The organism is Psychrobacter sp., assembly GCF_030454045.1.
Lineage (GTDB): Bacteria > Pseudomonadota > Gammaproteobacteria > Pseudomonadales > Moraxellaceae > Psychrobacter.
In genome coordinates, this window is sequence record NZ_JAKDJE010000012.1 from 1 (window position 1) to 22,655 (window position 22,655).

The following is a 22,655-nucleotide window of genomic DNA, read 5'->3' on the forward strand; positions in this document are numbered from 1 at the left end:
CTCGCTTGTGTCTTTATCTGGTTGCCCCTGATTTGAATTCTATACACACCCTAAAAACAATCAACGTAATTTATTAAAATATGTCTAGTATATTTTTGATCCAAATGTGGCTATAAAAGTGACTAAAATTAAAGGTTTTGAGAGCAGGATCGTTCTAAATAAACCCTTTGACCTCTAGCTTAAATTTACTTTTTTAAATTATTAATTTCGTCAAATTCTGTTTGAGTCATTATCTGTCTATGATCTTTAAAAAAATTAATAACGCGCTCATTATTATCAACAAACCCTTGGATAATCTCCGGATGCTTTAATATATTACCATCAGCCGCTATGACATCTTTAAACGCTTGCGCAAATTGTGTATCGTAGCCGCTCAGATTAAACCTTTGGTTGTAGTTATCATTCATTATTCTAACTTTGTACTGTAGTAAGAAATCATTGTCTAATAATGTTGATAATCTATAATAATTGTGGAAAGGACCAAGTTTTTCATTAGGATACTTAGCAAATATCAGTTGTAATGGACTAGTCTGATTGGGCATACCATCTATTACTAGCATTTCTTGACTAGAATCAGCATAAAATCGCTCAATGTTTGACATTTTTTCTAGTAGCGACTCTGGAGGAAAAGTATAGTAAAAATATTCCTTACCAGTGACAATTTTGCCATTAAGTTCATACAAGGGATCTACTTCTACTCTAAACACCTTCCCTAAGTCCTCAGAGGGACAATGAAACTCACCGGATAAGTTTCCTGATAAAGTCTCAGCTTGAAAGTTTAATACCAAGCTTTTCGTTGAGAACTCATCCAAATCGTCAGCATCATTATAGTTACATCTAGGAAAAGTAGTGACATACACTCTGTCTGATATTTCTGAGGGTATATAAGCGGTAACTGGCTCATTTGGATCTTCTGGCTCGGTACATCCGATTACTAAGATTCCTATAGTATTTAAAATAAAAATGCCTATGAACCTTAGCATCGTCATAATCATCCTAGTTCATATAGTTAAGTCTTATTAATTTCTGACTGGAGCATACTTCTAGAACCAAAAGAATGTTAGCGAAACTGGCGTTTACTAAATACGGTGCTGGCTTGCTTTGCTTTTCTAAGAGCAAGTTTACGATTGCGTCCAAGCATCATCTTAATTTGCCAGATTTTTTCTTTATATAAAGTAGTTGCAGGCTGCTCATACATCGCATTGATTACGCGTTTGCTCGCTAGCACAGCGTCAGGAGAACGCTCAGCAAACTCAGCCGCCAGCTGTCGTGCTTGCTCAAGCGGCGTCTCACTACAATGACTGATTAATCCTAATTCTTTGCCGTCATTGGCATTAATGATGCGCGCAGTCATGGCAAGCTCTTTGAGAACGTCTTCTCGTACCACCCCAAATGCGGATTGCGTCAATCCCATGTCCGGTACCAAACCCCATTTGGCTTCCATAATAGACAGCTGGCAATCCGGATGACTAATACGCACATCACAGGCCAATGCCAGCTGTAGCCCAGCGCCAATACAGTAGCCTTCTAGTACCGCGATGACAGGTACTGGTAGATCACGCCACACCAAGCAGACACGTTGGAATGAGCTTTGCCAAGGCTTAATCAGCTCCCAAATAGCAAAGACTTGGTTTTTTGGATGGTTTAAATCCCCTAAATCAATACCTGCACAGAATGTGCCTTCTGCACCATTTAAAATAACCGCGCGTATCGTTTTGTCTTTACTAATGCGACCTGCTACGGCGATCAGCTCATCTATGACTTGAAAGCTCATGGCATTTTTTTTATTTGGACGATTTAAGGTGACTGTGAGTATATTGTCTACGATACTTACTTGTAGTGTCTCGTACTGGTAGCTTGCAACCACGTTCATAATAATCCTTATTAATGAATAAAATAACTATAGTAATGATGGTCACAATATTAGCAGGCTTAACCCTACTCTACCGTAGCAATAACTGACTGCTACGATACTGTATCAAGCGTCTGCCTTTTAATATTCGCACATTATCTGGCCGCTAGTGATCGGTAGCGTATGCAATTCACTTATTACATCGCATAATAACGGTCCGATTACCTGCTCTAAATCATTTTCCACGTCATGTCATTTTCGCTCAAACGATGATAGTTGAGCTGAGGGTAAGCCGATAAATCCACGTTTTGTAAATTATTCAGTGCGGTAAGTAGTGCCTCATAATATGGCTCAATCATCGCAAATTGTACCGGTGTTGTATGCTGTACATTCAATAAGCACTTATCCTCCAAGTCTTGGCTGGCCTGACGTAGCTGCGGCACTCCTGTATAACGACTGCCGCCCAATATGCGATGGGCAATTTGTGCCAATAAGTTACGATCACGAGCTTCCCATGCTTGAGTCAGTGCTTGCTTTTCCTCATTGATAGTGTCAATCATCATAATGATGAGCTTGGCGGCCAAATCAGGTTTGTTTGCTGAGCGAGTAAGCGCATCTTGCCAGTCTAAAATATCAGACGTATCCGTTGTACTGAGGTTTTTTTGATGAAAGTTGTGATCCGTTTGCTCATATAGCCTTTTATCCATATTCGCTGTTATGTCTTTATCAGAATTATCTGTCGGTTCTTTTGGTGGATGCAGTAATGAGTCTTGCCCCTGCTTGTGTAAACGTAGGCTCTCGTAGCGTGGCTGGTTCTCACGGGTAGTCTCTCGTCTATAATCGTCACGGGGCTGACTGTCACGCAAGTAGTCATCACGGATTTTTTTCAGTGATAATGGTCGAGTTACTTTTGGCGGTTCTGTGATTTCAGTCCTATTACGAACGCTTTCGTTGTCTTTGACCATCGGATAAATGGCGGTCTTTTGATCTGAAAGCGGCGTCGATTGTTCTGTGAGATTTAGATTTTCAGAGTCAGTATTTTGTGAATCGATGCTTTGCAAATTAGAATCTTGCAAATTAGAATCCTGTAAGTTAGGAGCTTGCAAATCAGTATCAGGTAATGCCGTTAGTTGCGGCGTGGTGTTTTGGCGTCCTAACCATTTCTGTAGCACTTGTAACAATTGAGGTTGACTGATGGGCTTACCGACATAGTCATTGATACCGCTGGCGATCAGCTTGTCGCGCTCATCCGCTAGGCCATGTGCGGTGAGAGCAATAATAGGAATACGGCTATCAGCCGCTTCAATGCTCCGAATTTGCTTCGCTGCTTCATGACCTGACATACGCGGCATTTGTATATCCATAAAGATCAAATCGATATGATTTTTAACTTGAGTAGCTGTTTTATCGTCATTTGCGCTCTCTTCAGCATACAGGGAGGTGCTGGATTTTTTATTGACCTCATCGCGTGTTTCCGCTTTAGAGATTTGCGTTTTACTCGATAGACTTTGCTTATCATTTTTAGCAGATTTGACATTTTTGGTTTGCTGTTTGCTGATAATCTCTATGGCATCAAAGCCGCTACTCGCTGTAATGACTTGTATGCCAAGCTCACTCAATAGCGCATCAAGTACCAATAGATTTGGCAGATGATCATCAACTGCCAGCACGGTAATCCCTTTCCAGCGCGGCTCTTGTAAGCTCTTAGGCATACTGCGATTTTGTGTATCGAGCATCGCGTACAGCTGTCTTTTGTCTAAGGGCTCATACAAGATATTGGCTTGATAGCGGTTTAGCAGTGCTTGGTCAGCTGCCACTTGATAGCCAAACACAGCAAGTTTGCCTTGATAATGGAGACGGATTTGCTTGAGTAACGCCATCATATCGTCTTGCGTGTCATCATCAACAATGACCCAATCCCAAAAATTGCCATGCTCTTTGAGTGACTCAAGCACCCCTGGCAATGAATTGGCTTGGGTGAGCTTAATCGGTAAGTACTGCAAGCTGGCTTTTAGCACTTGTATTGAGGCCGTATGACTGATCCAAACCAAGACGTTAAATTCATCAGTCTCGCTCGCAAGCGGAGCCAATATCGGTAGCTCAATGGTCTGACCAGTTGGTGCCTCTAGCACATCGACATGGGCTGGCATGCGGAACCAAAACGTCGCGCCTTGATTGGCAATATTCTCTTGAGCATTGTCATGAAAGCCGATATCGCCGCCCATCAGACGCGTTAATTGCTTGGAGATAACCAAACCCAGCCCCGTACCACCATACTGGCGCGTGATTGACGGATCGCCTTGGCTAAAGCTTTGGAACAGCATTTTTTGATCAGCAAGCGAGATGCCTTTACCACTGTCTTGCACGCTAATCATTAGATAGTTATCACGGTGATCATCCAAGCTGACCCGTACGACCACATCACCACTGTCTGTGAATTTGATGGCATTACCAACGATATTGGTCAATACCTGCTTAAGGCGCAGCGCATCGCCATTGATACGCATGGGCACATCGTTATAGAACAAGACAGCCATGCGCAGACCCTTCTCGGCAGAGACAGGAGAGAGCATATCGACCACATCATAAATGGTGTCATACAAATCAAACTCATGACGATCAAGCACCAACTTGCCCGCCTCAATCTTAGAGAAATCCAAAACATCATTGACCAAAGCAAGTAGGTGAGCTGAGGATTTGCGAATAGTCTGTACGTATAAATCCTGTTCAGGATTGAGCTCACCGTGACGCGCCAACAAGTTAATAAAGCCATCAATACTGTTCAATGGTGTGCGCAGCTCGTGGCTGATGTTGGCCAAAAATGCGGATTTGGCTTGGCTGGTCGAGATGGCAGCATCACGCGCATTTCGAATAGAGATGTTTTGCATTTCCATCTCATCAAATGCCAAACGCAGATCGTCTTCGGTTTGCTCGGCATGATCCTTAAGCTCCTGAAAACTTCTACGGAGGCGACGGAATGTCTTGACCAAATCTTGCTGTAATAAATTAAGCTCACCATCTGACTCTACTGGTACAGGCTGATATAAGTTATCAACATGGGTACGTTGTAATTGCAAACGCAGCTCATAGATCGGCGCAATCCAACGTTTTGAGTAAATATTTAAGCTGAGCAATAAAATCAGAATGGTAAACAAACCGGTAATTACCAGCGCCATCGCAATCCGATAACGGGCAATATAAAGAGGTTCGTTATCCATATCAACCAGTAGCCACAACGTCTCCCCTTCAAATTCGCCTAGCACGCTGCCATAAGCTGTCCCCACTGGCGTCGGTTTTTGTGCCAAAAAACTTGCCGAGTCACTGATTAATGGCCATTGCTCATTTAGGCCATACCCGACGGTTGCCAATACCTGATTGCCTTCATTAATGATAGCGATACGCTGCACATGCTGCTCAGACTGCATACGCCCAAGCTTATCCTGTATGCTTTCAAGCGTTGTCATCGCACTCTGTGATGCCTCATCTGTGTTGCTTTTTGCTTGCTGACGTTCTTGCTCCAACAAATCAGGAATCAGCTCTGCAATGACTGGTGTATAACGAATCAATACCGCCTCAGCCAGTGCCTCTTGCTCTGAATCGCTCGCTCGCATGGTTTCGTGAAATACCAAAATACCGCCTACCGCCGCCAACACGCAGATAGGCAAAAACACCAATAGGATCAGCTGACCATAAGCGCTACTGGTATTAAAACGTTTTTTATATTCCATGCTTGCCCTACTCTCTACAAAGATTCTATCTATAAATTTTATTTAACTATCATGTATCATACAAAGTTGCGTCAAATGACCAGTTTGTGTTTGACGGCGCCTGTTTATCCACCAAGATTATCTTAACAGGATTCTATAAATCGCGTTTACCCATTCAAGGTGAATGAAACACAAACTTTGACCAATATGGCTTTAAGCAAACCTAGCAAATATACATACGTTACTAAACGGCATGGTTGCGGCACCATAAAACCTGCTTTTGTCCCTAAAAAAATTGCCAGTAAAAGGCGCTTTCATCAAGTATTATTCTTTTATGCAATAAGCGCAGCTAACAACAAAATGATATAATGACGCAACTTTTTATTTGCCACAATAGATGGTTTACCCTCATGATGAATGAGAGCGTACGCTACTGCCGTTAAGTTTTGGTTTATCTGTCACTATAAGCCAATACACAAAACGCTTGTCTCAAATGATGATCAAACAATAAAAAATAGTGATTCGATCACAGCCTATCGCCCAAAAAATATTTTAGAAAATAAATAAGGATTTCTTATGTCCGCAACGGCCATGTCAAACGCTAACTTTATCACTCAAGTAACCACGCTTGCCGATTGTGTCGGTCAGACACCACTGGTAAAGCTGCAACGCTTACCTGTTGAAGAGCATATCGAAAATGGCGCCACATTATTAGCCAAATTAGAAGGCAATAATCCCGCAGGCTCTGTAAAGGATCGCCCTGCTTTTAACATGATTTATCAAGCAGAGCAGCGCGGTGATATCAAACCCGGCGATACATTGATTGAAGCCACTAGCGGTAATACAGGCATTGCACTAGCCATGGTTGCAGCGATGCGCGGTTATCCAATGACATTACTGATGCCAACCAACTCTACTCAAGAACGTAAAGATGCCATGATGGCCTACGGTGCCACACTGATCGAAGTGGATGAAGGCATGGAAGCGGCGCGTGATTTGGCATTACAGATGCAAGCAGATGGTAAGGGCATCGTACTGGATCAGTTTAACAATCCTGACAACAGTCAAGCGCATTATCTCACCACAGGGCCTGAGCTGTGGGCACAAACTGACGGTAAGATCACCCACTTTATTAGCTCAATGGGTACCACGGGCACGATCACTGGTGTCTCACGTTATCTAAAAGAGCAAAATCCTGACATCACCATTATCGGCTTGCAGCCTGATGAAGACGCTTCTATTGCTGGCATTCGCCGTTGGCCTGCCGCGTATATGCCGGGTATTTTTGACGCAGACTTGGTCGATGAGATCATGGATGTCGATCAGCGTATCGCTGAAATCTACATGCGCAAACTGGCAAAAACTGAAGGTATTTTTGCTGGAGTGTCCTCAGGTGCAGCAGCATGGGCAGCAACGCAAGTCGCCAAAAATAATCCCGATGCCGTCATTGCCTTTATCGTCTGTGATCGTGGAGACCGTTATTTATCGACAGGTTTATACAATGTTGATGACAGTCATATCGATAATGATGCAGATAACGCAGCATAGTAAGCTTATAAAAATGCAGGATTCTTTATGTCACAAGCTCTACCGTCCGACCCTATACTAGTTTTCGATATCGAGACGGTCGCCGATATCGATGGCGCACGGCGTATTTATCCGCAGTTGGCTGCACTGAATGATGAAGACACCTTAAGCGCACTGACAGCCATCCGCATGCAGGAGGCAGGACATGATTTTATGCGCTTGCCATTGCAGCGCATTGTCTGTATTTCCGCTTTATATATCAAAGATGGCAAGTTATCGTTGTTTTCATTGACCGCGGATAAGTTTAGCGAAAAAGACATTCTTGCCAAGTTTTTTCGGGCATTCAGTGATCTTGAGACCTTGCCACAACTCATCAGCTGGAATGGTTCAGGCTTTGACATACCTGTGCTGATATATCGCGCTATGCAGTATGATTTGTCAGCGCCATGGCTGTTTGAAGAAGGCGACCGTATCAAAAATATGCGCTTTGATAACTACGTCAATCGCTTCCATACACGTCATCTTGATTTGATGGACAGATTTAGTCAGTACGGTGCCAGTCGCCGCGAGGCCATGAATGTGGTCGCAAGCTTGTACGGATTACCAGGCAAAACTAATGTCGATGGTAGCATGGTGGGCGCGCTCGTCAGTAGTGGTGATTGGCAGACACTCTCCATCTATTGTGAGTCTGATGTGATGAACACTTGGCTCATCTATCTTCGTTGGCTACGTCTGACAGGACAGTTATCGTCACCAGATTTTGATGCGTGGCAACAGCAGAGCTACGACTATCTAGCACAATATACCCAAGCCGATGGTAGTCCACGACATCAAGAGTTCATCGCTGACTGGTCATCGGCACCCAAATTATAGAAACCGTATTATTAGCAGTTTGTTATTCTCCTCTTATAGTTATTTATTATTAAGGCAGGTTTATGCAACCCACCGACTCCAAAACCTCAATAGCCAATTCTGCTCCGCAGAACGGTGTTACTCAAACGAATGATAGCCAAAAGATTGCCATTCCACCCAGCAAGAAAAAATCTAAGCCATCATCAAAAACGCGCCGTCGTCTAAAAGATGCAGCGCCGATTCCATTTAACATTGATGGTTTGTCACATGATGGTCGCGGCGTAGCCATCTATGGCAATGGTTTTGGTGTAGATGATGGCCACGCTGAAGATAAGCATGGCAAAAAAATATTTGTAAGCTTTGCTCTACCGGGTGAAAGCGCACTGGTAAAAATCACCAATAGCCGTGCCAGTTTTGAAGAAGGCGATGCAATCAGCATCACTGCCAATCCAAATCCTGAACGTGCTGTGCCGCCTTGCCCACATTTTGGTGTTTGCGGTGGCTGCAACTTACAACACTGGCAGCCAGATGGGCAGATAAATTTTAAGCAGTCCGTACTTGCTGAGATGCTCATGCATCAAGCCAATGCAGAACCTGATAACTGGCTAGCACCTGTCGTAGGTGATCGTCTTGGCTATCGCACCAAAGCTCGTCTAGGCGTGCGCTATGTCGTCAAAAAAGAAACCGCGCTGGTCGGCTTTCGTGAGCGCTCAAGTAACTTTTTGGCAGAGCTCAATGAGTGCCATATCTTAGACCCACGCATCGGTTTTGAGATTGAGAACTTAAAGACGCTCATCAGCACGCTAGAGAGCCGTGACAAGATTGCTCAGCTTGAGCTTGCGATGGGTGAGCAATTGCCAGAATTGCCTGACGGCAATCAACCTGTTGCACTAATCGTGCGTCACTTAGAGCCGCTGTCAGAGACTGACATAGACAAATTAAAAGCATTCTTTGCAGCGCGCAATTGGCAGCTATATCTACAGTCAAAAGGCGCTGATAGTATTGAACGTATCGCTTTGACAGAGGCAGATGATCTAAGCGAGCAGTTTGGTCGCTTGTATTATCAACTGCCAGAATATGATTTGACCTTTGAATTTATTCCTACTGACTTTACCCAAGTCAATTTATCTGTCAATCGCCAAATGACTAAGCTGGCTTGCGACTTATTAGATTTAAAAGCAGGTGAGCGAGTACTGGATCTGTTTAGTGGTTTGGGTAATTTTAGCCTGCCGCTAGCACGTCTCGTTGGTGAAACAGGTTCTGTGGTGGGTGTCGAAGGTAGTGAGGCCATGACCAAGCGTGCGGCTGACAATGCTCGTCGTAACGGTATAAGCAATACTGAATTTTATAGTCAAGATTTGACAAAAGATTGCACTGACAAACCTTGGGCCAATCAGGGTTTTGACGCCTTACTCATCGACCCCCCGCGCTCTGGTGCTTGGGAGATTATGCAGTATTTGCCAAAATTCAACGCTGAGCGTATCGTCTACGTTTCTTGTAATCCAGCAACCCTCGCCCGCGATACCAAAGCATTACTAGAGCAAGGGTATCGCTTGACGCATGCGGGTGTCATGGATATGTTCTGCCATACTGGACACGTCGAGTCTATCGCTCGTTTTGAAAAAGTAGACAGCTGATTTTTATATGTATCTTATGATTCGTAATAGCCTCTTAAGTAGCCGTATTATGACCATAACATTGAATCCAAGCTTGGATAATATTTTGCCTATAGCTCACGGCTATTTCACATAATTAACCACAGTCATTACAGAGCCTCGCTTGATTTGTCCTTTCAAAGTGAGATAATAGTAAGCAATCTTCTTATACTGTATATCGCCGTATAAGCAGCACTTGTACTCGTAGCTTTATATATTTTACGCGCATTTTATGGCTGCTAAAAATCAGATTTTTAGCAGTTGTATTGGTTTATAGCTGACACTTTATGAATCGTCCATTCAGAGTATGTGCATAGTAGATGAGGTCATAATCAATTCAAAATAGCTAAGAGGAGTCGGCTATGGTAAAAATTCGTGAAGGGTTACCGTTGGTGGATGGACAAACCACGCAGGCCGACAGTGCCACACTGGCGGCGCAATTGGTAGCGAGCCAACGCTCTCACCAGTCTGCCAATAGCTACGCCCAGATTCCTCTCGATATCAAATACCAGCTGTCAACTCACAAGCTACATACTACGTTTGATCGGTCAGTGGCACATACTTATGAGGGCCCTGACCCCACTTATGAAAGCGACTATTTAGACAATACCTATACGCTCTCAGATGAAGAGCTTGACTCGATTGATTTAGATCAAGCCAATATCGATGTACCTACGTGGCTTGACAATGTTGCACAGCGCATTGGACAAGAGTCTGTGCATAACCTCAGTGCTGCCTGCGAATTTATCCGTCGTCATATGAATACAAGTGAATCTGAGCGCTCAGGTGCTTATGTCACTGGTATTGGCATGACAGACATATTGACCTATCTTTATCAAGATGAAGATGCGCTTGTCGCTGCCATGCTATACCGCAGTGCCCGCAAATCCATTATCAGTCTGGATGAAATTGAGAAAAACTTTGGCACAAATGTTTTGACTCTGATCAAAGACACCCTAGCGATGGGTAAGCTCTCAGCGATTATTGAAAGCAATAAGCGCTTAGAAGATCATTTCGTCAATAATCAGCGCGATCAGCTCTCAAACATCTATAGCATGCTTATTTCTGTCACCAATGATGTGCGTGTGGTGCTGATTAAACTGGCAGAACGTACCTTTGCCATGCGTGAATTGACGTTTTCTAGGCCTGAGCGTCAAACGCGTGTGGCGCGTGAAGTCATGACTATTTATGCGCCATTGGCCCACCGCTTAGGTATTGCACAGCTCAAGTGGGAGCTTGAGGATTTGGCCTTTCGCTATCTTGCTCCTGACAGATATAAAGAGATTGCCAAATTATTATCAGAAAAACGCAGCGAACGTGAATCGTATATTCAGAGAGTGCAAGACAAGCTCAATGAATCATTAGCCAATGCAGGTATTGAAGGTGAGGTATCTGGACGCGTTAAGCATATCTACTCCATTTATCGCAAGATGAAGCTTAAAGGCTTATCGTTCGATCAGCTTTATGACATCCGAGCATTGCGAGTATTGGTCAACAGCCCCTCTGACTGTTACCACGTCTTAGGCTTGGTGCATGGTTTATGGCGCTATATTCCTGAGCAGTTTGATGATTATATTACCAATCCAAAGTCAAACGGCTACCGCTCATTGCATACCGCCGTCATTGCCGAAAACAAATCACTTGAAGTACAAATTCGTACTCAGGAGATGCATTTTGAGGCGGAGCTTGGCATGTGTGCTCATGTCAATTACAAAGAAGGTCTCAAGAATAAAAAAGACAATTATTTAAATCAAAGAATCAGCTCACTACGGCAGTTATTATCGATAAATAATGAAACTCGTCACCAGCCGCGCTCCTCCATCATGACAGGTGAAGAGCTGGATGACATAGAGCTTGATGAAGAAGAGCAGCTCGTTGATTTTGATGAGCTTGAGCGCATTTATATCTTTAGTCGGGATGGGGATATCACCGAATTACCAAAAGGGGCAACTGTCCTTGATTTTGCCTATTATGTGCATACCCAAGTTGGTAACCGTGCACAAGCAGCTCGAGTCAATCAACGCTATGTGCCATTGACTTATCAGCTAAAAACAGGTGAGCAAGTTGAGATTATTACCAAGGCATCGCGTGAGCCCAATCGTGACTGGCTCGTTGCCTCACTCGGTTATATTCATACCAACCGTGCACGCTCCAAACTGCGTCAGTGGTTCAACAAACAAGACCGTGATAAAAACATTGAGATAGGTCGGCAAATGCTTAGCAAAGAGCTTGAGCGCCTATCTGTGCATCCTAACAGTATTGACTTAAATGACTACATCCAGCATTTTCATGTCAATACGACCGATGATATTATCGTTGGCCTTGTCACAGGTGATATTGGTCTCAATCAGCTCACCAGCCATATCTCGCGTCAACTGCATCTAGAACCTGAAATACCGCCAGAGAACCTTGCGCCTCATGTAGATACAAGAGACGTCAGTAAGCTTGATGCCTATAAGATTCGTATCGATGGTCTGGATAATATCGAAATCAATTTAGCAGGCTGCTGCCATCCTGTACATGGTGAGCCAATTGCCGGATACATTACCTTATCGCGAGGTGTCAGCGTTCATAATCGTGGCTGTCCTGAGTATCTGCGCCTAATAGAGCGTGACCCAGAGCGCAAAATAGAGGCTGCTTGGCAAGTGCAAACTGGGCGCTACCAGCCTGTCGATATCCATGTAGAAGCCTATGATAGACGAGGATTGTTACGTGATTTGACACAGATTATTGACAAGGAAAACGTCAATATTCGTAAAGTTGAGACACTTAGCAATGATGACAATATTGCCTTTTTGAAATTTCATATCGAGGTTTCAGGGCTAGCACATCTCTCTAAGTTACTCGCGAAACTAGAGCAACAGCATGGCATCTTGCATGCTCGCCGCGCAGTGGCCTAACAGCCATTAAGCTACAATCATTTATTCAATAATCGAGTGACCATAAAAAACCATGCCTGAATTGCCAGAAGTAGAAACCACCAAAACCAGTCTTACACCGCTATTGGGGCAACAGGTAGTGGACATAAGCATCTTTCAACCAAAGTTACGATGGGTGATGCCAGATGATTTGAGCCGTCTGATTGGCTACACGTTAGATCGTGTTGATCGCCGAGCAAAATATCTTATTCTGAACTTTTTGCCCACCGCCTCTCACGCAACTGGTGATAATACGTTTGTACCACTTCAGCTTTTGATACATTTGGGAATGTCAGGCAGTCTACAGCAGCACAGTTATGGCACTGATAAGCGCAAACACGACCATTTAATCATCACCTTTAAAGACTCTAACAATAGAGAGTCTCAACTGCACTATTATGATCCTAGACGTTTTGGTTCAGTACTGTGGTTTGAGGATTATGGCGACAAACTGTTGGATCATCTAGGTCCTGAGCCACTTTCAAAAAATTTCACTGCCCAGTATCTATACAATGTCATTCAGCGCACATCGCTAGACAACAAGGGTATTGAGAAACTCTCTACCAAAAGCCAACCGACTAAAAAGCCACAGTCTATCGCTCGCGCAATCAAGTCCGTCATTATGGAGCAAAAAGTCGTGGTAGGTGTCGGTAATATCTATGCGACAGAAAGCTTATATTTATCAGGTATCCATCCTGCTACCCCAGCGAACCAACTTTCATTTGACCAACTTATTGTCTTAGTCGATCATATTAAAGACATTCTAAAAAAAGCCATTGAACTTGGTGGCTCAACGTTGCGAGATTTTACAGTCGCGAGTGGTCAAACGGGTTATTTTCAGCAGACTTTAAATGTTTATGGTCGGCAAGGAGAGCATTGCCTAAAATGCGATACCATTCTAGAAAATGTTAAGCTCGATGGTAGAGCCAGCGTTTATTGCTCGAACTGTCAGCCACTCGTGTAAGACTGTTCGCCAGCTATGGACGTTTTTCCCTTTAAGTTAAAGCAGCTTTGATATCCTGCTGCTATAGATTTTTGAGTATCGTATCTTTTTTATTCACATCGTAATATCCTGCGCATTATTGTTGCTTATTGGCGTACATCTTGCTTTAATAGTGCTAGCACTTATAAAAATAGTGCGACTATTTGTACTTCTGTAATACTTACCTGTCGTTGCCGCGATATTCCTATGTGGAGACAGCAGCAGCCATTAATCATACTCATTGTGAATTTTAGGATATCGTTATGACGGTTAAAGCCAAAAACAAACGCGCAGTTAAGCAGAAGTTGTTGCCTGTCTTTACTTCCTTAGCGTTAATGGCTGCTAGTATGGAACCTACTTTTGCAGCCATTGAAATAGATGAAACTGACTTTGGCCCTTCGTATGAGACGATGGTTGTAGATACCGTTGTCGGTAAGCCATTGCAGCTTGTTAATGCGGTGACTGGTACTGCTGCTTATATCGTCAGCCTTCCCTTCTCGCTTATCGGTGGTAATGCCGATCAAGCACAGCAAAAATTGTTTGTTGAGCCTTGGAATGCAATGGGCAGGTGTTTAGGCTGTACAGTTGCAGAAGACAATTACTACAAATCACAAGCTATTGATAACAACACCGTGCGTATCATCGTAGACCAACCATCAGAGATTTTAATTAATACTAACGATTACGTGGTAGTTACTCCATAATTTATTATTTATCACTTATTTAAATACCTCTAAAACGCTCATCCAATGAACAGACAATAAAAAAGGCTAACATCAAGTTAGCCTTTTTTGTTACCACTAAACCGTACGTTATTATTTTACAATATGAGTATTACTTAATTTAGCACTGATTTCACGCAGTAACTGTACTTCTTCTGATGGCTCTACTACAGCTTCCGTACGACGCATTTTATTTACTAGTCTCACCATCATAAAAATAATAAAAGCTAAAATTAGAAAATTAATGAGTACAGTGATGAAGCTACCATATGCTAATACAGGAACGCCAGCTTCTTTGAGTGCATCGTAGGTCATAGCAACCCCATTAGGCACATCACCCAATACCAAAAGCATATTTTTAAAGTTAATCTCGCCCCCTACAATGAAAGCGACAATTGGCATAATGATATCATCTACCAATGATTTAGTGATGGTAGCAAAAGCCCCACCAATGATAACACCAACTGCTAAGTCCATCACATTGCCTTTTAGAGCAAATTCTTTAAATTCTGAAACCATACTCATTGTATTCTCCTCAAGAATTATCTATAGGCTTATAGATATTTTATATAATCAGTATCATACTTCACTCTAACGTTAATCATTGAACACAACAAAACTAATGTTCATTTAGTATTTATTTCTTCAAAATTACAACAAAAAAAAGCAGTATAAAGTGAACCACTATAGCTCACCCTATACTGCTAATTCTTTAACTACTCCGATGTCTAAAAGACATTAAATTTTGGTGTTGAAAATCAACGCTCTAAAAGATTGAGTAGTTTATACTGCCGATATTATGCATTTTTCTTACTACGGCCGTGACGCTTACGCTCACTTTCAGTCAGATAGCGTTTACGGATACGTACTGCTTTTGGTGTTACTTCAACCAGCTCATCATCTTGAATAAATTCAAGCGCTTGCTCAAGCGTGAACTTAACTGCTGGCGTCAACGTCAACGCTTCATCAGTACCACTAGCACGTACGTTGGTTAGCTGCTTACCGGTTGTTGGGTTCACTGTCATATCATCGTTACGAGAGTTAAGACCAATAATCATACCTTCATAAACTTCAAGCTGTGGCTCAGCAAATAACTTACCACGTTTTTGTAGGTTAAACAGTGCAAATCCTAGGCAAGTACCGTTTGCCATAGAAACCAATACGCCGTTCGAACGACCACCCACATCACCGATCTTTTGTGGACCATAATGTGAGAAGCTTGACGTCATGATACCACTACCTGAGGTCAGTGTTAAAAACTCAGAACGGAAACCGATCAAACCACGAGCTGGTACTGTCGCTTCAATACGCATACGACCTTTACCATCAAGCTCCATATTGGTCATCTCGCCTTTGCGTAGACCAACCTGCTCCATAATAGAACCCTGATGCTCTTCTTCGATATCGAAGACAACGTTTTCATACGGCTCTTGTAGCTCACCATCAACTTCTTTTACGATAACCTCTGGGCCTGAAACACCCATCTCAAAGCCTTCACGGCGCATGTTCTCGATAAGTACAGACAAATGAAGCTCACCACGACCTGATACTTTAAATTTATCAGGAGACTCAGTGTCTTCTACACGCAATGCCACGTTGTGAATCAACTCACGCTCAAGACGCTCACGAATATTACGTGACGTCACAAACTTACCATCACGACCAGCAAATGGTGAGTTGTTTACTTGGAAGTTCATTGATACGGTCGGTTGATCGACTGTTAATGCTGGTAATGCTTCAACATGATTAGGATCACAAATCGTATCTGAGATATTAAGTGCATCGATACCCGTGATACAAACGATATCACCAGCTTGTGCATCTTCAACATCAATACGATCAAGGCCATGGTAGCCCATGATTTTTAGGATACGACCATTACGTGTCTTACCATGCTTATCAATGACAGTAACTGGTGTATTGGTCTTAACCTTACCGCGCTGGATACGGCCAATACCGATAACACCAACGAAACTATTGTAATCAAGGCTTGAGATTTGCATACGGAATGGTGCGTCTGCATCAACCTGTGGTGCTTGTACAACATCAACAATAGTTTTAAATAGCGGGGTCATATCGTCAGCTAAATCGTCTGCTTCTAGACCTGCAATACCATTCAATGCTGATGCATAAACAACTGGGAAATCAAGCTGCTCATCGGTTGCACCAAGATTGTCGAATAGATCAAAAATTTGATCCATAACCCAATCAGGGCGTGAACCAGGACGGTCGATTTTATTGATAACAACGATTGGCTTCAATCCTTGTTCAAATGCTTTTTGCGTTACAAAACGAGTTTGAGGCATCGGGCCATCAACAGCATCAACCACCAAAAGCACGCAGTCAACCATTGACATAACACGCTCAACTTCACCACCGAAATCGGCGTGACCTGGGGTGTCGACGATATTAATGCGGTATTCCGTTTCTGAAGTCTGATCTGTCCATCGAATGGCTGTATTCTTAGCCAAAATAGTAATACCACGTTCTTGCTCAATATCACCTGAATCCATTGCACGTTCCGCAATGTTTGCACGGTCGCCAAAAGTACCAGATTGATGCAATAATTTATCAACCAAAGTTGTTTTACCGTGGTCAACGTGGGCAATAATCGCAATGTTACGCAGGTGTTTGATATCGTTCGCCATATAAAATGCTCGTGTCGTCTTAAAAAAATGCAGTAGCAATAAGCGCCGCTGGATAAACTCTTATCATCAATTAGATAAATACTGAATCTTGGACAACATATGATAAATGCAATCGTTTATAAAAATTCAATATAATCAAATATCTATGCCGATAAATTCATCGTACAGATAGCTATGCTAATGTACATTCTGTTAATCTACAGAATGTTTGGGTGGCTAGTATAACATTATTGATTCATAAATTTATGAAATAACTTACTTTTCTCAATACATAAATAAAAAAAAGCCACCCATAGGGTGGCTTTTTTTGTAACCGTGTATTAACTAAACGGCTGACTATTTACTACTTACTGAACAACCATGTCTTTGGTTTGTTCAACAGTCATAGTTTTGTCACCAGTGATGATGGCATAAACACGACGGTTCATAGCACGACCTTCTTCAGTATCGTTTGGTGCGATTGGTACATCGTAGCCATAACCAACAGTTGATAGACGGTTTGGAGCGATACCGAATTCGTTAGTTAGCATAGATTTAACAGCAACGGCACGAGCTTCAGATAGACGTTGGTTATAACGTGCTGATGGGCCAGTTTTAGAAGCATGACCTTCTACGCGTGCTGTAGAGTTAGGATACTCACGCATCTTCTCTGCTACTTTAGCGATTTCTGGTTTGTATTGGTTTTTGATAGCTGATTTATCGTTATCAAAGAATACACGTAGTTCCATCTTTAATGTATCTTCAATATCTACATTTACTGGGCAACCGCGCTCATCAACCACTACGTTCATTGGAGTGTCTGGGCATGCATCCATGCTATCAGGTACACCATCACCGTCAGAATCAAGGTCAGCTTCAACAACAACTACTGGAGTGTTGTCAACCATTGGCTCTTCCATTGGCGGTACTGCTACTGTAGGCGCTAAGTGGCCACCAAGTACAACTTCTAGACCGGCCAATGCCATGCCTTCCCACCAGTTGTTGTCAAAGTTATGGATCGCACGAGCTTCACCACGTAGGCTTAATGCGTCGTTGATGCGATACATAGCACCTAGACCTAGGTTACCAATGGTATCTTTAGAGTTTGATACTTCAGTACCAGCAGCAACTGTATTACCATTGCTATCTTGGTACTCTTCTTGGTTCTCTACTTGGTTCTCTACTTCAATTTTAGATTGACCAGCACCAATTAGTACATATGGCTTAAGTGCATTGTCAGTGTAACCAGTGAATTCTTCAGTACCGATCAAGAAGTTACCAGAGATCATTTCTTGTTCGATATCGAAACGGTTAGCACCAGATTCAGCAGAGTCTTCAGAAGCTTCGCCATTTGCATCAGATACGCCGTATTCTACTTGGAACTGAGTAGAAGGAGTAAGCTCGATACCTAGAGCCGCGCCAGTGTATAGGCTACTTTCTTTAGCTACACCACCATTATCATTTCCAGCGCGATCTGTATTGGTCTGTAAATTCTTACCAGTACGTAAAACTTCACGTTGCTTATCAGATGTATCACCGAACTCTTCAGTCATGTGATAACCAAGTAATACTGGGCTGATAGTAACACCAGCATTAGCTGCCATCGGTGCAGCTGCTACAGCAACAAGGGCTAGAGCTATTTTGTTCAATTTCATGGACTTCCTCCAAAGGATAATTTTAGTGATGCATTAAGCAAAACCGATTCTCAAGACGCTCTACTTTAGACATCTTTTACACATTTTAAGTTACAAAGCAAAACCAATTAAGACGTAGCTTAGCGATTATCAATTCAGTTTACAACTTTTTTCGTGAACGAGCTACACATTATTACACGATAATGTTGTAACTAAAACACAATAAACATTCTAAGTTACTTAGAACTAACACACCTTACGCTTTTTATCTTTTGTATGTCAGTTCACGATAGACGGTGGAACAAACAATGCCTATCACTTGCACATATTTTATTACAATTAATTATTTTTCTCTATTGCTAATATGAATTATTCACTAATTGAAACATTTTTTGACAGTAAACATATATTCTGTATATATTGTAATAGTCAACATTGTTCCATATAATGAATTAATAATTGGTAGGTACTGGTTTGTAAGTAATGAATTTCAAGGGTCAGGCTCCCGGAATCATTGTTTGTTAATTGCCAGACAAAGTACCTACTGCAAAATAAGTAAGATTGTTTTACTGGGACGTTTGAACGCTATAGGATATAGCAGTGTATGAAGTTACCTTGTAAAACCTCATTGATTTGTGGAAAATTATTTTTACCTATACTCCGTACAATCAACTGTCTTGTGACGAGCCCTTTATACGAATCATTCATTATAATGCGGCGATCAGCGAGAGGTAATAAGGAGTTTGCGATAAAAGTGCATCTCCTAAGTGCGAAAGGCAGTAGCGGTTTTACGCTTGTTGAGCTAATGGTCACCGTTGCAATCTTAGCGATTGTCATTATGATTGCAACCCCTAGTATATTGACGCAGTTGGCACGTATGGAGGCTGAGCGCGTTAAAAGCCAATTAGAAACCACGCTCGCTTTGGCAAAAGCTGAAAGCTATATCAGTAGACAGAATGTATTGGTGTGCTTATCCAACGATGGACGACGCTGTCATAGAAATGCTGACAAAGCGCTTTTAGCTTTTATAGATAAAAATGACAATAAACGTTTTGATGCTCAAACAGACACCTTACTCACTCAAGAAAATCTGAACTTAAAATACAGTACGTTAAAGCTGAGGGTAGGTAGCAGACGGCATTATATTAAGTTTTGGGGTGACAGTGGTAAACCTCGAGGGCATTTTGGTCATATAAAGTATTGCCCTACCTCCACTTATAACCAATCGATGTATCAAATCTCATTTAATCAAACAGGTATCATTAAGCATAAACGTAATTCAGACCACCCGACTGATTGTTGATTAAGACAATCTACTCATCATTTATCTTTGAGTCTCTTTATGCATTGCCTGTTTCATCATGACGACTGCCTGCTCTAAACCAACAAAAACAGCATCTGCAATCAAAGCATGTCCTATATTTAACTCATAAATACCAGCGATCTGAGCAATAGCGCTGACATTATCACGAGTTAGACCATGGCCTGCATTGATGAGTAAGTGATTATTCAAACCCTGTGCGGTCGTCACTGCGTGCTTTATTCTATCTAACTCAGCGGTTTCTTTCGCTCTATCACCTGCTAGACCTGCTTCGGCGTAAGCGCCTGTATGCAACTCTATTGCGTCTGCGCCGCAAGCGATAGCAGCTTTAATTTGCTGCTCATTTGGATCAATGAATAAAGAAACCTTAATATCGAAAGCCTGCAGCTTACGTGTATATTCTTTTAGCCAGCTTATCTGACCTGCCACATCCAGACCACCTTCAGTGGTTAGCTCTTCGCGTTTTTCAGGCACCAAACATACCCAAAAAGGTTGCACTTCGCAGGCAATCGCTAGCATCTCGTCAGTTGCTGCCATCTCTAAATTCATTCTAGTTGCCAACTGCCCTGCCATCTCATAAACATCTGAGTCTTGAATATGACGACGATCTTCACGTAAGTGTATAGTGATGCCATCTGCGCCTGATTGCTCACATAATAAGGCGGCAGCCAAAGGGCTTGGATAATTGACCCCGCGCGCTTGGCGCAGCGTTGCGACATGATCAATGTTGACACCCAATAATGGCTTTTTGACAGTATCGTCAGCGGCAGGTGATAAAGATGTCGTCATAAAACTTCCTTTTTATTAAGAGGCTCGGCTACTTGATAAATGATATGAATAAAAATCTGCTTTAATACAATGCGAATCTTGATCTTGATTACATAGCATGAACACACGGATACGTTTACTGGTAACGCTGCTGCTGCTGCCATAGTAGCCGACTTTGTAGCGGTTGATAGTCAAGCAGATGATCAATCAAGTGGCGATGCAGTTTTGACCAATTATTTAATGTCGCATCAGTGATACCAAGATATGCCATTTCGATGAGATCAATGCCCTTAAAAGCAGTCTGTCCAATAGTATCGTCTAACGGCTCAGATTCTGCCGCACTTTTTATAGTGGGCAGTAATCCTACATCTGGTAAAAAGCGATAAACATGGTCAGGTTCAATGGTATTTTCAAGATTATCATGCGTCAGCGTTAAGTTAAAACCGAGTTCATTGAACAAGTGCTGCTCAAATTGGCGCAAGCATAAACGAAGCTCATTACTACTTAGCAGGCGCTTGAGCTGCTGTAGGCTATCTTGATAATGCTGCCACAGTACCGGCATTGGGTCTTCGGTAGGCAATAATCGCCATAATATCTCATTAAGATACAAAGCAGCATATTGATGTTGACCACTAATACTTTCGTAGGGCACTGATTTCAAGGTAGCAGATAAATTGTCTTCTGATAAGACGCCCACTTGATTAGCCGTTTGCGAGGTTATTTGAATTTGGCTGAACGTTTTTAGGTCACGCTTGCCAGTTGCAAAAAGCTGTAAAGGCATAAAAAGTGGCGCGCCTTTCTTCCCAACACCATGAACCACGCCATGCTGCTGAGAAAAAAGATAATATAAAGCACGCCTTTCTTGATAAGGACGCTGATGTAATAGATAGCCGACTAACGCTTCGTTACGCATTGTTTATTACCTCAGCATTGAGTAGATGGACATGCTCCTTGTCATACTACTCTTTGAATACCACTAATACCCCAAACTGGTCAGCGCACGCTCATCATCAGACCAACCGCGTTTTACTTTGACCCATAATGTCAACATGATTTTTTTGCCAAATAGCTGCTCCATGTCTTTACGAGCATCCATACCGACTTGCTTAATACGCTGACCTTTATCACCAATGACAATGGCTTTTTGACCACCACGCTCTACAAATATTGTTGCATCAATAAAAGTACAGGCTTTGCGGGGGCGTCCTGTTTTTGGATCAGTGTGTGCAGGCTCGTCTTTAAACGCGTCGATCTGTACCGTTAAATCATATGGCACCTCATCACCTGCACTACGCATGATTTTTTCGCGAATGATTTCACTCGCTAAAAATCGCTCTGAGCGATCCGTGATTTGTTCTGTATCGTAAATAGGTGCGGCAATAGGCAGATGAGAGGCAATGACTTCTTGTAAACGATCTAAGTTTTGGTTTTTAAGCGCCGATACTGGAACGATATCAGCAAAGTCAAAACTTTCATTAAAGGTTTCAATAAGCGGCAATACGCTGCCTTTATCTTTTAAAGTATCTGATTTATTAATGACCAGTACGATCGTTAAATCGGTCTCACCAAGCTTTTGCAGCGTCAATAGATCATCATCACGCCACTGATCTGAGTCAACAACAAATAAAACCAAATCAACATCAACTAAAGCGGATACTGCCGCTTTGTTCATACGCTCATTAATCGCACGTACTTCATTGCGATGGATACCTGGCGTATCGACAAACACAGCTTGCATTTCATGGTTTGACAAAATACCATGAATACGGTGGCGAGTCGTCTGCGGTTTACGTGAGGTAATTGATAATTTTTGACCCAATAAATGGTTCATCAACGTTGACTTACCGACGTTTGGGCGTCCAACGATGGCCACATAGCCTGATCTAAAATCATCAGCCAACTGGGCACTACCACTTGGTGCAAAAAACTCTTCAATCGCCAGATCGTTTTCTAGTGTGATATCTTCTACGCTATCGTTCGCAGTCGCTTCGATATTAGATTGGCTTAAATCATTCGCGGTGTTTTCTGTCATATTTTGAATACTGTCTTCGTTATTTGATGGCAAATCAGTGTGATTGCTCATAAGTTAA

Annotated in this window: 16 protein-coding genes; 7 read left to right on the plus strand and 9 right to left on the minus strand. The window is 42.5% G+C overall.

All coding sequences use genetic code 11. The annotated features are described in order from the left end of the window. Positions 1-185: 185 nt before the first annotated feature. From L0G63_RS03855 to L0G63_RS03865, 3 genes are all read right to left on the minus strand, one after another. Positions 186-989, minus strand: a complete 804-nt coding sequence (locus L0G63_RS03855) for a hypothetical protein (protein WP_301449443.1) — start codon at positions 987-989, stop codon at positions 186-188. Between the two features lie 71 nt (positions 990-1,060). After that, a complete protein-coding gene (locus L0G63_RS03860) occupies positions 1,061-1,873 on the minus strand; it encodes a crotonase/enoyl-CoA hydratase family protein (protein ID WP_301449444.1) in 813 nt (270 codons plus the stop codon). A 209-nt stretch (positions 1,874-2,082) separates the two neighbouring features. Then, positions 2,083-5,580, minus strand: coding sequence for an ATP-binding protein (locus tag L0G63_RS03865; RefSeq protein WP_301449445.1), 3,498 nt, complete (start codon positions 5,578-5,580; stop codon positions 2,083-2,085). Between the two features lie 570 nt (positions 5,581-6,150). Here L0G63_RS03865 and cysM point away from each other — a divergent pair. The 6 genes from cysM (at position 6,151) to L0G63_RS03895 (ending at position 14,197) form a co-directional block, all read left to right on the plus strand. Continuing rightward, positions 6,151-7,107, plus strand: coding sequence for a cysteine synthase CysM (cysM, locus tag L0G63_RS03870; protein ID WP_301449482.1), 957 nt, complete (start codon positions 6,151-6,153; stop codon positions 7,105-7,107). A gap of 27 nt (positions 7,108-7,134) precedes the next feature. Then, a complete protein-coding gene (locus L0G63_RS03875) occupies positions 7,135-7,959 on the plus strand; it encodes a 3'-5' exonuclease (RefSeq protein WP_301449446.1) in 825 nt (274 codons plus the stop codon). Between the two features lie 62 nt (positions 7,960-8,021). Then, on the plus strand, positions 8,022-9,575 hold the full coding sequence (gene rlmD, locus L0G63_RS03880) for a 23S rRNA (uracil(1939)-C(5))-methyltransferase RlmD (RefSeq protein WP_301449447.1): 1,554 nt from the start codon (positions 8,022-8,024) through the stop codon (positions 9,573-9,575). A 380-nt stretch (positions 9,576-9,955) separates the two neighbouring features. Further along, positions 9,956-12,493 carry a bifunctional (p)ppGpp synthetase/guanosine-3',5'-bis(diphosphate) 3'-pyrophosphohydrolase gene (locus L0G63_RS03885; RefSeq protein ID WP_301449448.1) on the plus strand — a complete coding sequence of 846 codons (2,538 nt, stop codon included), beginning with the start codon at positions 9,956-9,958 and terminating at the stop codon, positions 12,491-12,493. Between the two features lie 52 nt (positions 12,494-12,545). Further along, entirely contained in the window at positions 12,546-13,475 is a 930-nt protein-coding gene (gene mutM / locus L0G63_RS03890) for a bifunctional DNA-formamidopyrimidine glycosylase/DNA-(apurinic or apyrimidinic site) lyase (RefSeq protein WP_301449449.1), read from the plus strand. 281 nt (positions 13,476-13,756) lie between these two features. Further along, complete coding sequence (locus L0G63_RS03895) at positions 13,757-14,197, plus strand: hypothetical protein (protein WP_301449450.1); 441 nt, start codon at positions 13,757-13,759, stop codon at positions 14,195-14,197. 111 nt (positions 14,198-14,308) lie between these two features. Here the strand turns inward: L0G63_RS03895 and mscL are convergent, their stop codons facing one another. The 3 genes from mscL to L0G63_RS03910 all read right to left on the minus strand — a co-directional run bounded on the left by mscL (position 14,309) and on the right by L0G63_RS03910 (position 18,497). Further along, positions 14,309-14,740 (minus strand): large conductance mechanosensitive channel protein MscL, encoded by a 432-nt coding sequence (mscL, locus tag L0G63_RS03900; protein ID WP_301449451.1) that lies wholly within the window; start codon positions 14,738-14,740, stop codon positions 14,309-14,311. 272 nt (positions 14,741-15,012) lie between these two features. After that, positions 15,013-16,863 carry a translational GTPase TypA gene (typA, locus tag L0G63_RS03905; protein ID WP_301449452.1) on the minus strand — a complete coding sequence of 617 codons (1,851 nt, stop codon included), beginning with the start codon at positions 16,861-16,863 and terminating at the stop codon, positions 15,013-15,015. A 347-nt stretch (positions 16,864-17,210) separates the two neighbouring features. Then, positions 17,211-18,497, minus strand: a complete 1,287-nt coding sequence (locus L0G63_RS03910) for an OmpA family protein (protein ID WP_301449453.1) — start codon at positions 18,495-18,497, stop codon at positions 17,211-17,213. A 733-nt stretch (positions 18,498-19,230) separates the two neighbouring features. Between L0G63_RS03910 and L0G63_RS03915 the strand changes: the two genes are divergently transcribed. Next, positions 19,231-19,779, plus strand: coding sequence for a GspH/FimT family pseudopilin (locus L0G63_RS03915; RefSeq protein ID WP_301449454.1), 549 nt, complete (start codon positions 19,231-19,233; stop codon positions 19,777-19,779). Between the two features lie 21 nt (positions 19,780-19,800). Here L0G63_RS03915 and pdxJ read toward each other — a convergent pair whose 3' ends face one another. From pdxJ to era, 3 genes are all read right to left on the minus strand, one after another. Next, positions 19,801-20,586 carry a pyridoxine 5'-phosphate synthase gene (gene pdxJ, locus L0G63_RS03920; RefSeq protein WP_301449455.1) on the minus strand — a complete coding sequence of 262 codons (786 nt, stop codon included), beginning with the start codon at positions 20,584-20,586 and terminating at the stop codon, positions 19,801-19,803. 115 nt (positions 20,587-20,701) lie between these two features. Then, the gene (locus L0G63_RS03925) at positions 20,702-21,478 is read right to left on the minus strand and encodes a DNA repair protein RecO (protein ID WP_301449456.1); all 777 of its coding nucleotides are present in this window, start codon (positions 21,476-21,478) and stop codon (positions 20,702-20,704) included. A gap of 63 nt (positions 21,479-21,541) precedes the next feature. Further along, complete coding sequence (gene era, locus L0G63_RS03930; protein WP_301449457.1) at positions 21,542-22,648, minus strand: GTPase Era; 1,107 nt, start codon at positions 22,646-22,648, stop codon at positions 21,542-21,544. Positions 22,649-22,655: the final 7 nt, after the last annotated feature.

Excerpts from the sequence above, each read along its gene's own strand:
- L0G63_RS03925 (WP_301449456.1), bottom strand. The coding sequence starts at position 21,478 with ATGCGTAACGAAGCGTTAGTCGGCTATCTATTACATCAGCGTCCTTAT.
- L0G63_RS03910 (WP_301449453.1), bottom strand. The coding sequence starts at position 18,497 with ATGAAATTGAACAAAATAGCTCTAGCCCTTGTTGCTGTAGCAGCTGCA.
- pdxJ (WP_301449455.1), bottom strand. The coding sequence starts at position 20,586 with ATGACGACATCTTTATCACCTGCCGCTGACGATACTGTCAAAAAGCCA.
- cysM (WP_301449482.1), top strand. The coding sequence starts at position 6,151 with ATGTCAAACGCTAACTTTATCACTCAAGTAACCACGCTTGCCGATTGT.
- era (WP_301449457.1), bottom strand. The coding sequence starts at position 22,648 with ATGAGCAATCACACTGATTTGCCATCAAATAACGAAGACAGTATTCAA.
- L0G63_RS03865 (WP_301449445.1), bottom strand. The coding sequence starts at position 5,580 with ATGGAATATAAAAAACGTTTTAATACCAGTAGCGCTTATGGTCAGCTG.
- L0G63_RS03885 (WP_301449448.1), top strand. The coding sequence starts at position 9,956 with ATGGTAAAAATTCGTGAAGGGTTACCGTTGGTGGATGGACAAACCACG.
- L0G63_RS03895 (WP_301449450.1), top strand. The coding sequence starts at position 13,757 with ATGACGGTTAAAGCCAAAAACAAACGCGCAGTTAAGCAGAAGTTGTTG.
- mutM (WP_301449449.1), top strand. The coding sequence starts at position 12,546 with ATGCCTGAATTGCCAGAAGTAGAAACCACCAAAACCAGTCTTACACCG.
- typA (WP_301449452.1), bottom strand. The coding sequence starts at position 16,863 with ATGGCGAACGATATCAAACACCTGCGTAACATTGCGATTATTGCCCAC.
- rlmD (WP_301449447.1), top strand. The coding sequence starts at position 8,022 with ATGCAACCCACCGACTCCAAAACCTCAATAGCCAATTCTGCTCCGCAG.
- L0G63_RS03875 (WP_301449446.1), top strand. The coding sequence starts at position 7,135 with ATGTCACAAGCTCTACCGTCCGACCCTATACTAGTTTTCGATATCGAG.
- L0G63_RS03860 (WP_301449444.1), bottom strand. The coding sequence starts at position 1,873 with ATGAACGTGGTTGCAAGCTACCAGTACGAGACACTACAAGTAAGTATC.
- mscL (WP_301449451.1), bottom strand. The coding sequence starts at position 14,740 with ATGAGTATGGTTTCAGAATTTAAAGAATTTGCTCTAAAAGGCAATGTG.
- L0G63_RS03855 (WP_301449443.1), bottom strand. The coding sequence starts at position 989 with ATGACGATGCTAAGGTTCATAGGCATTTTTATTTTAAATACTATAGGA.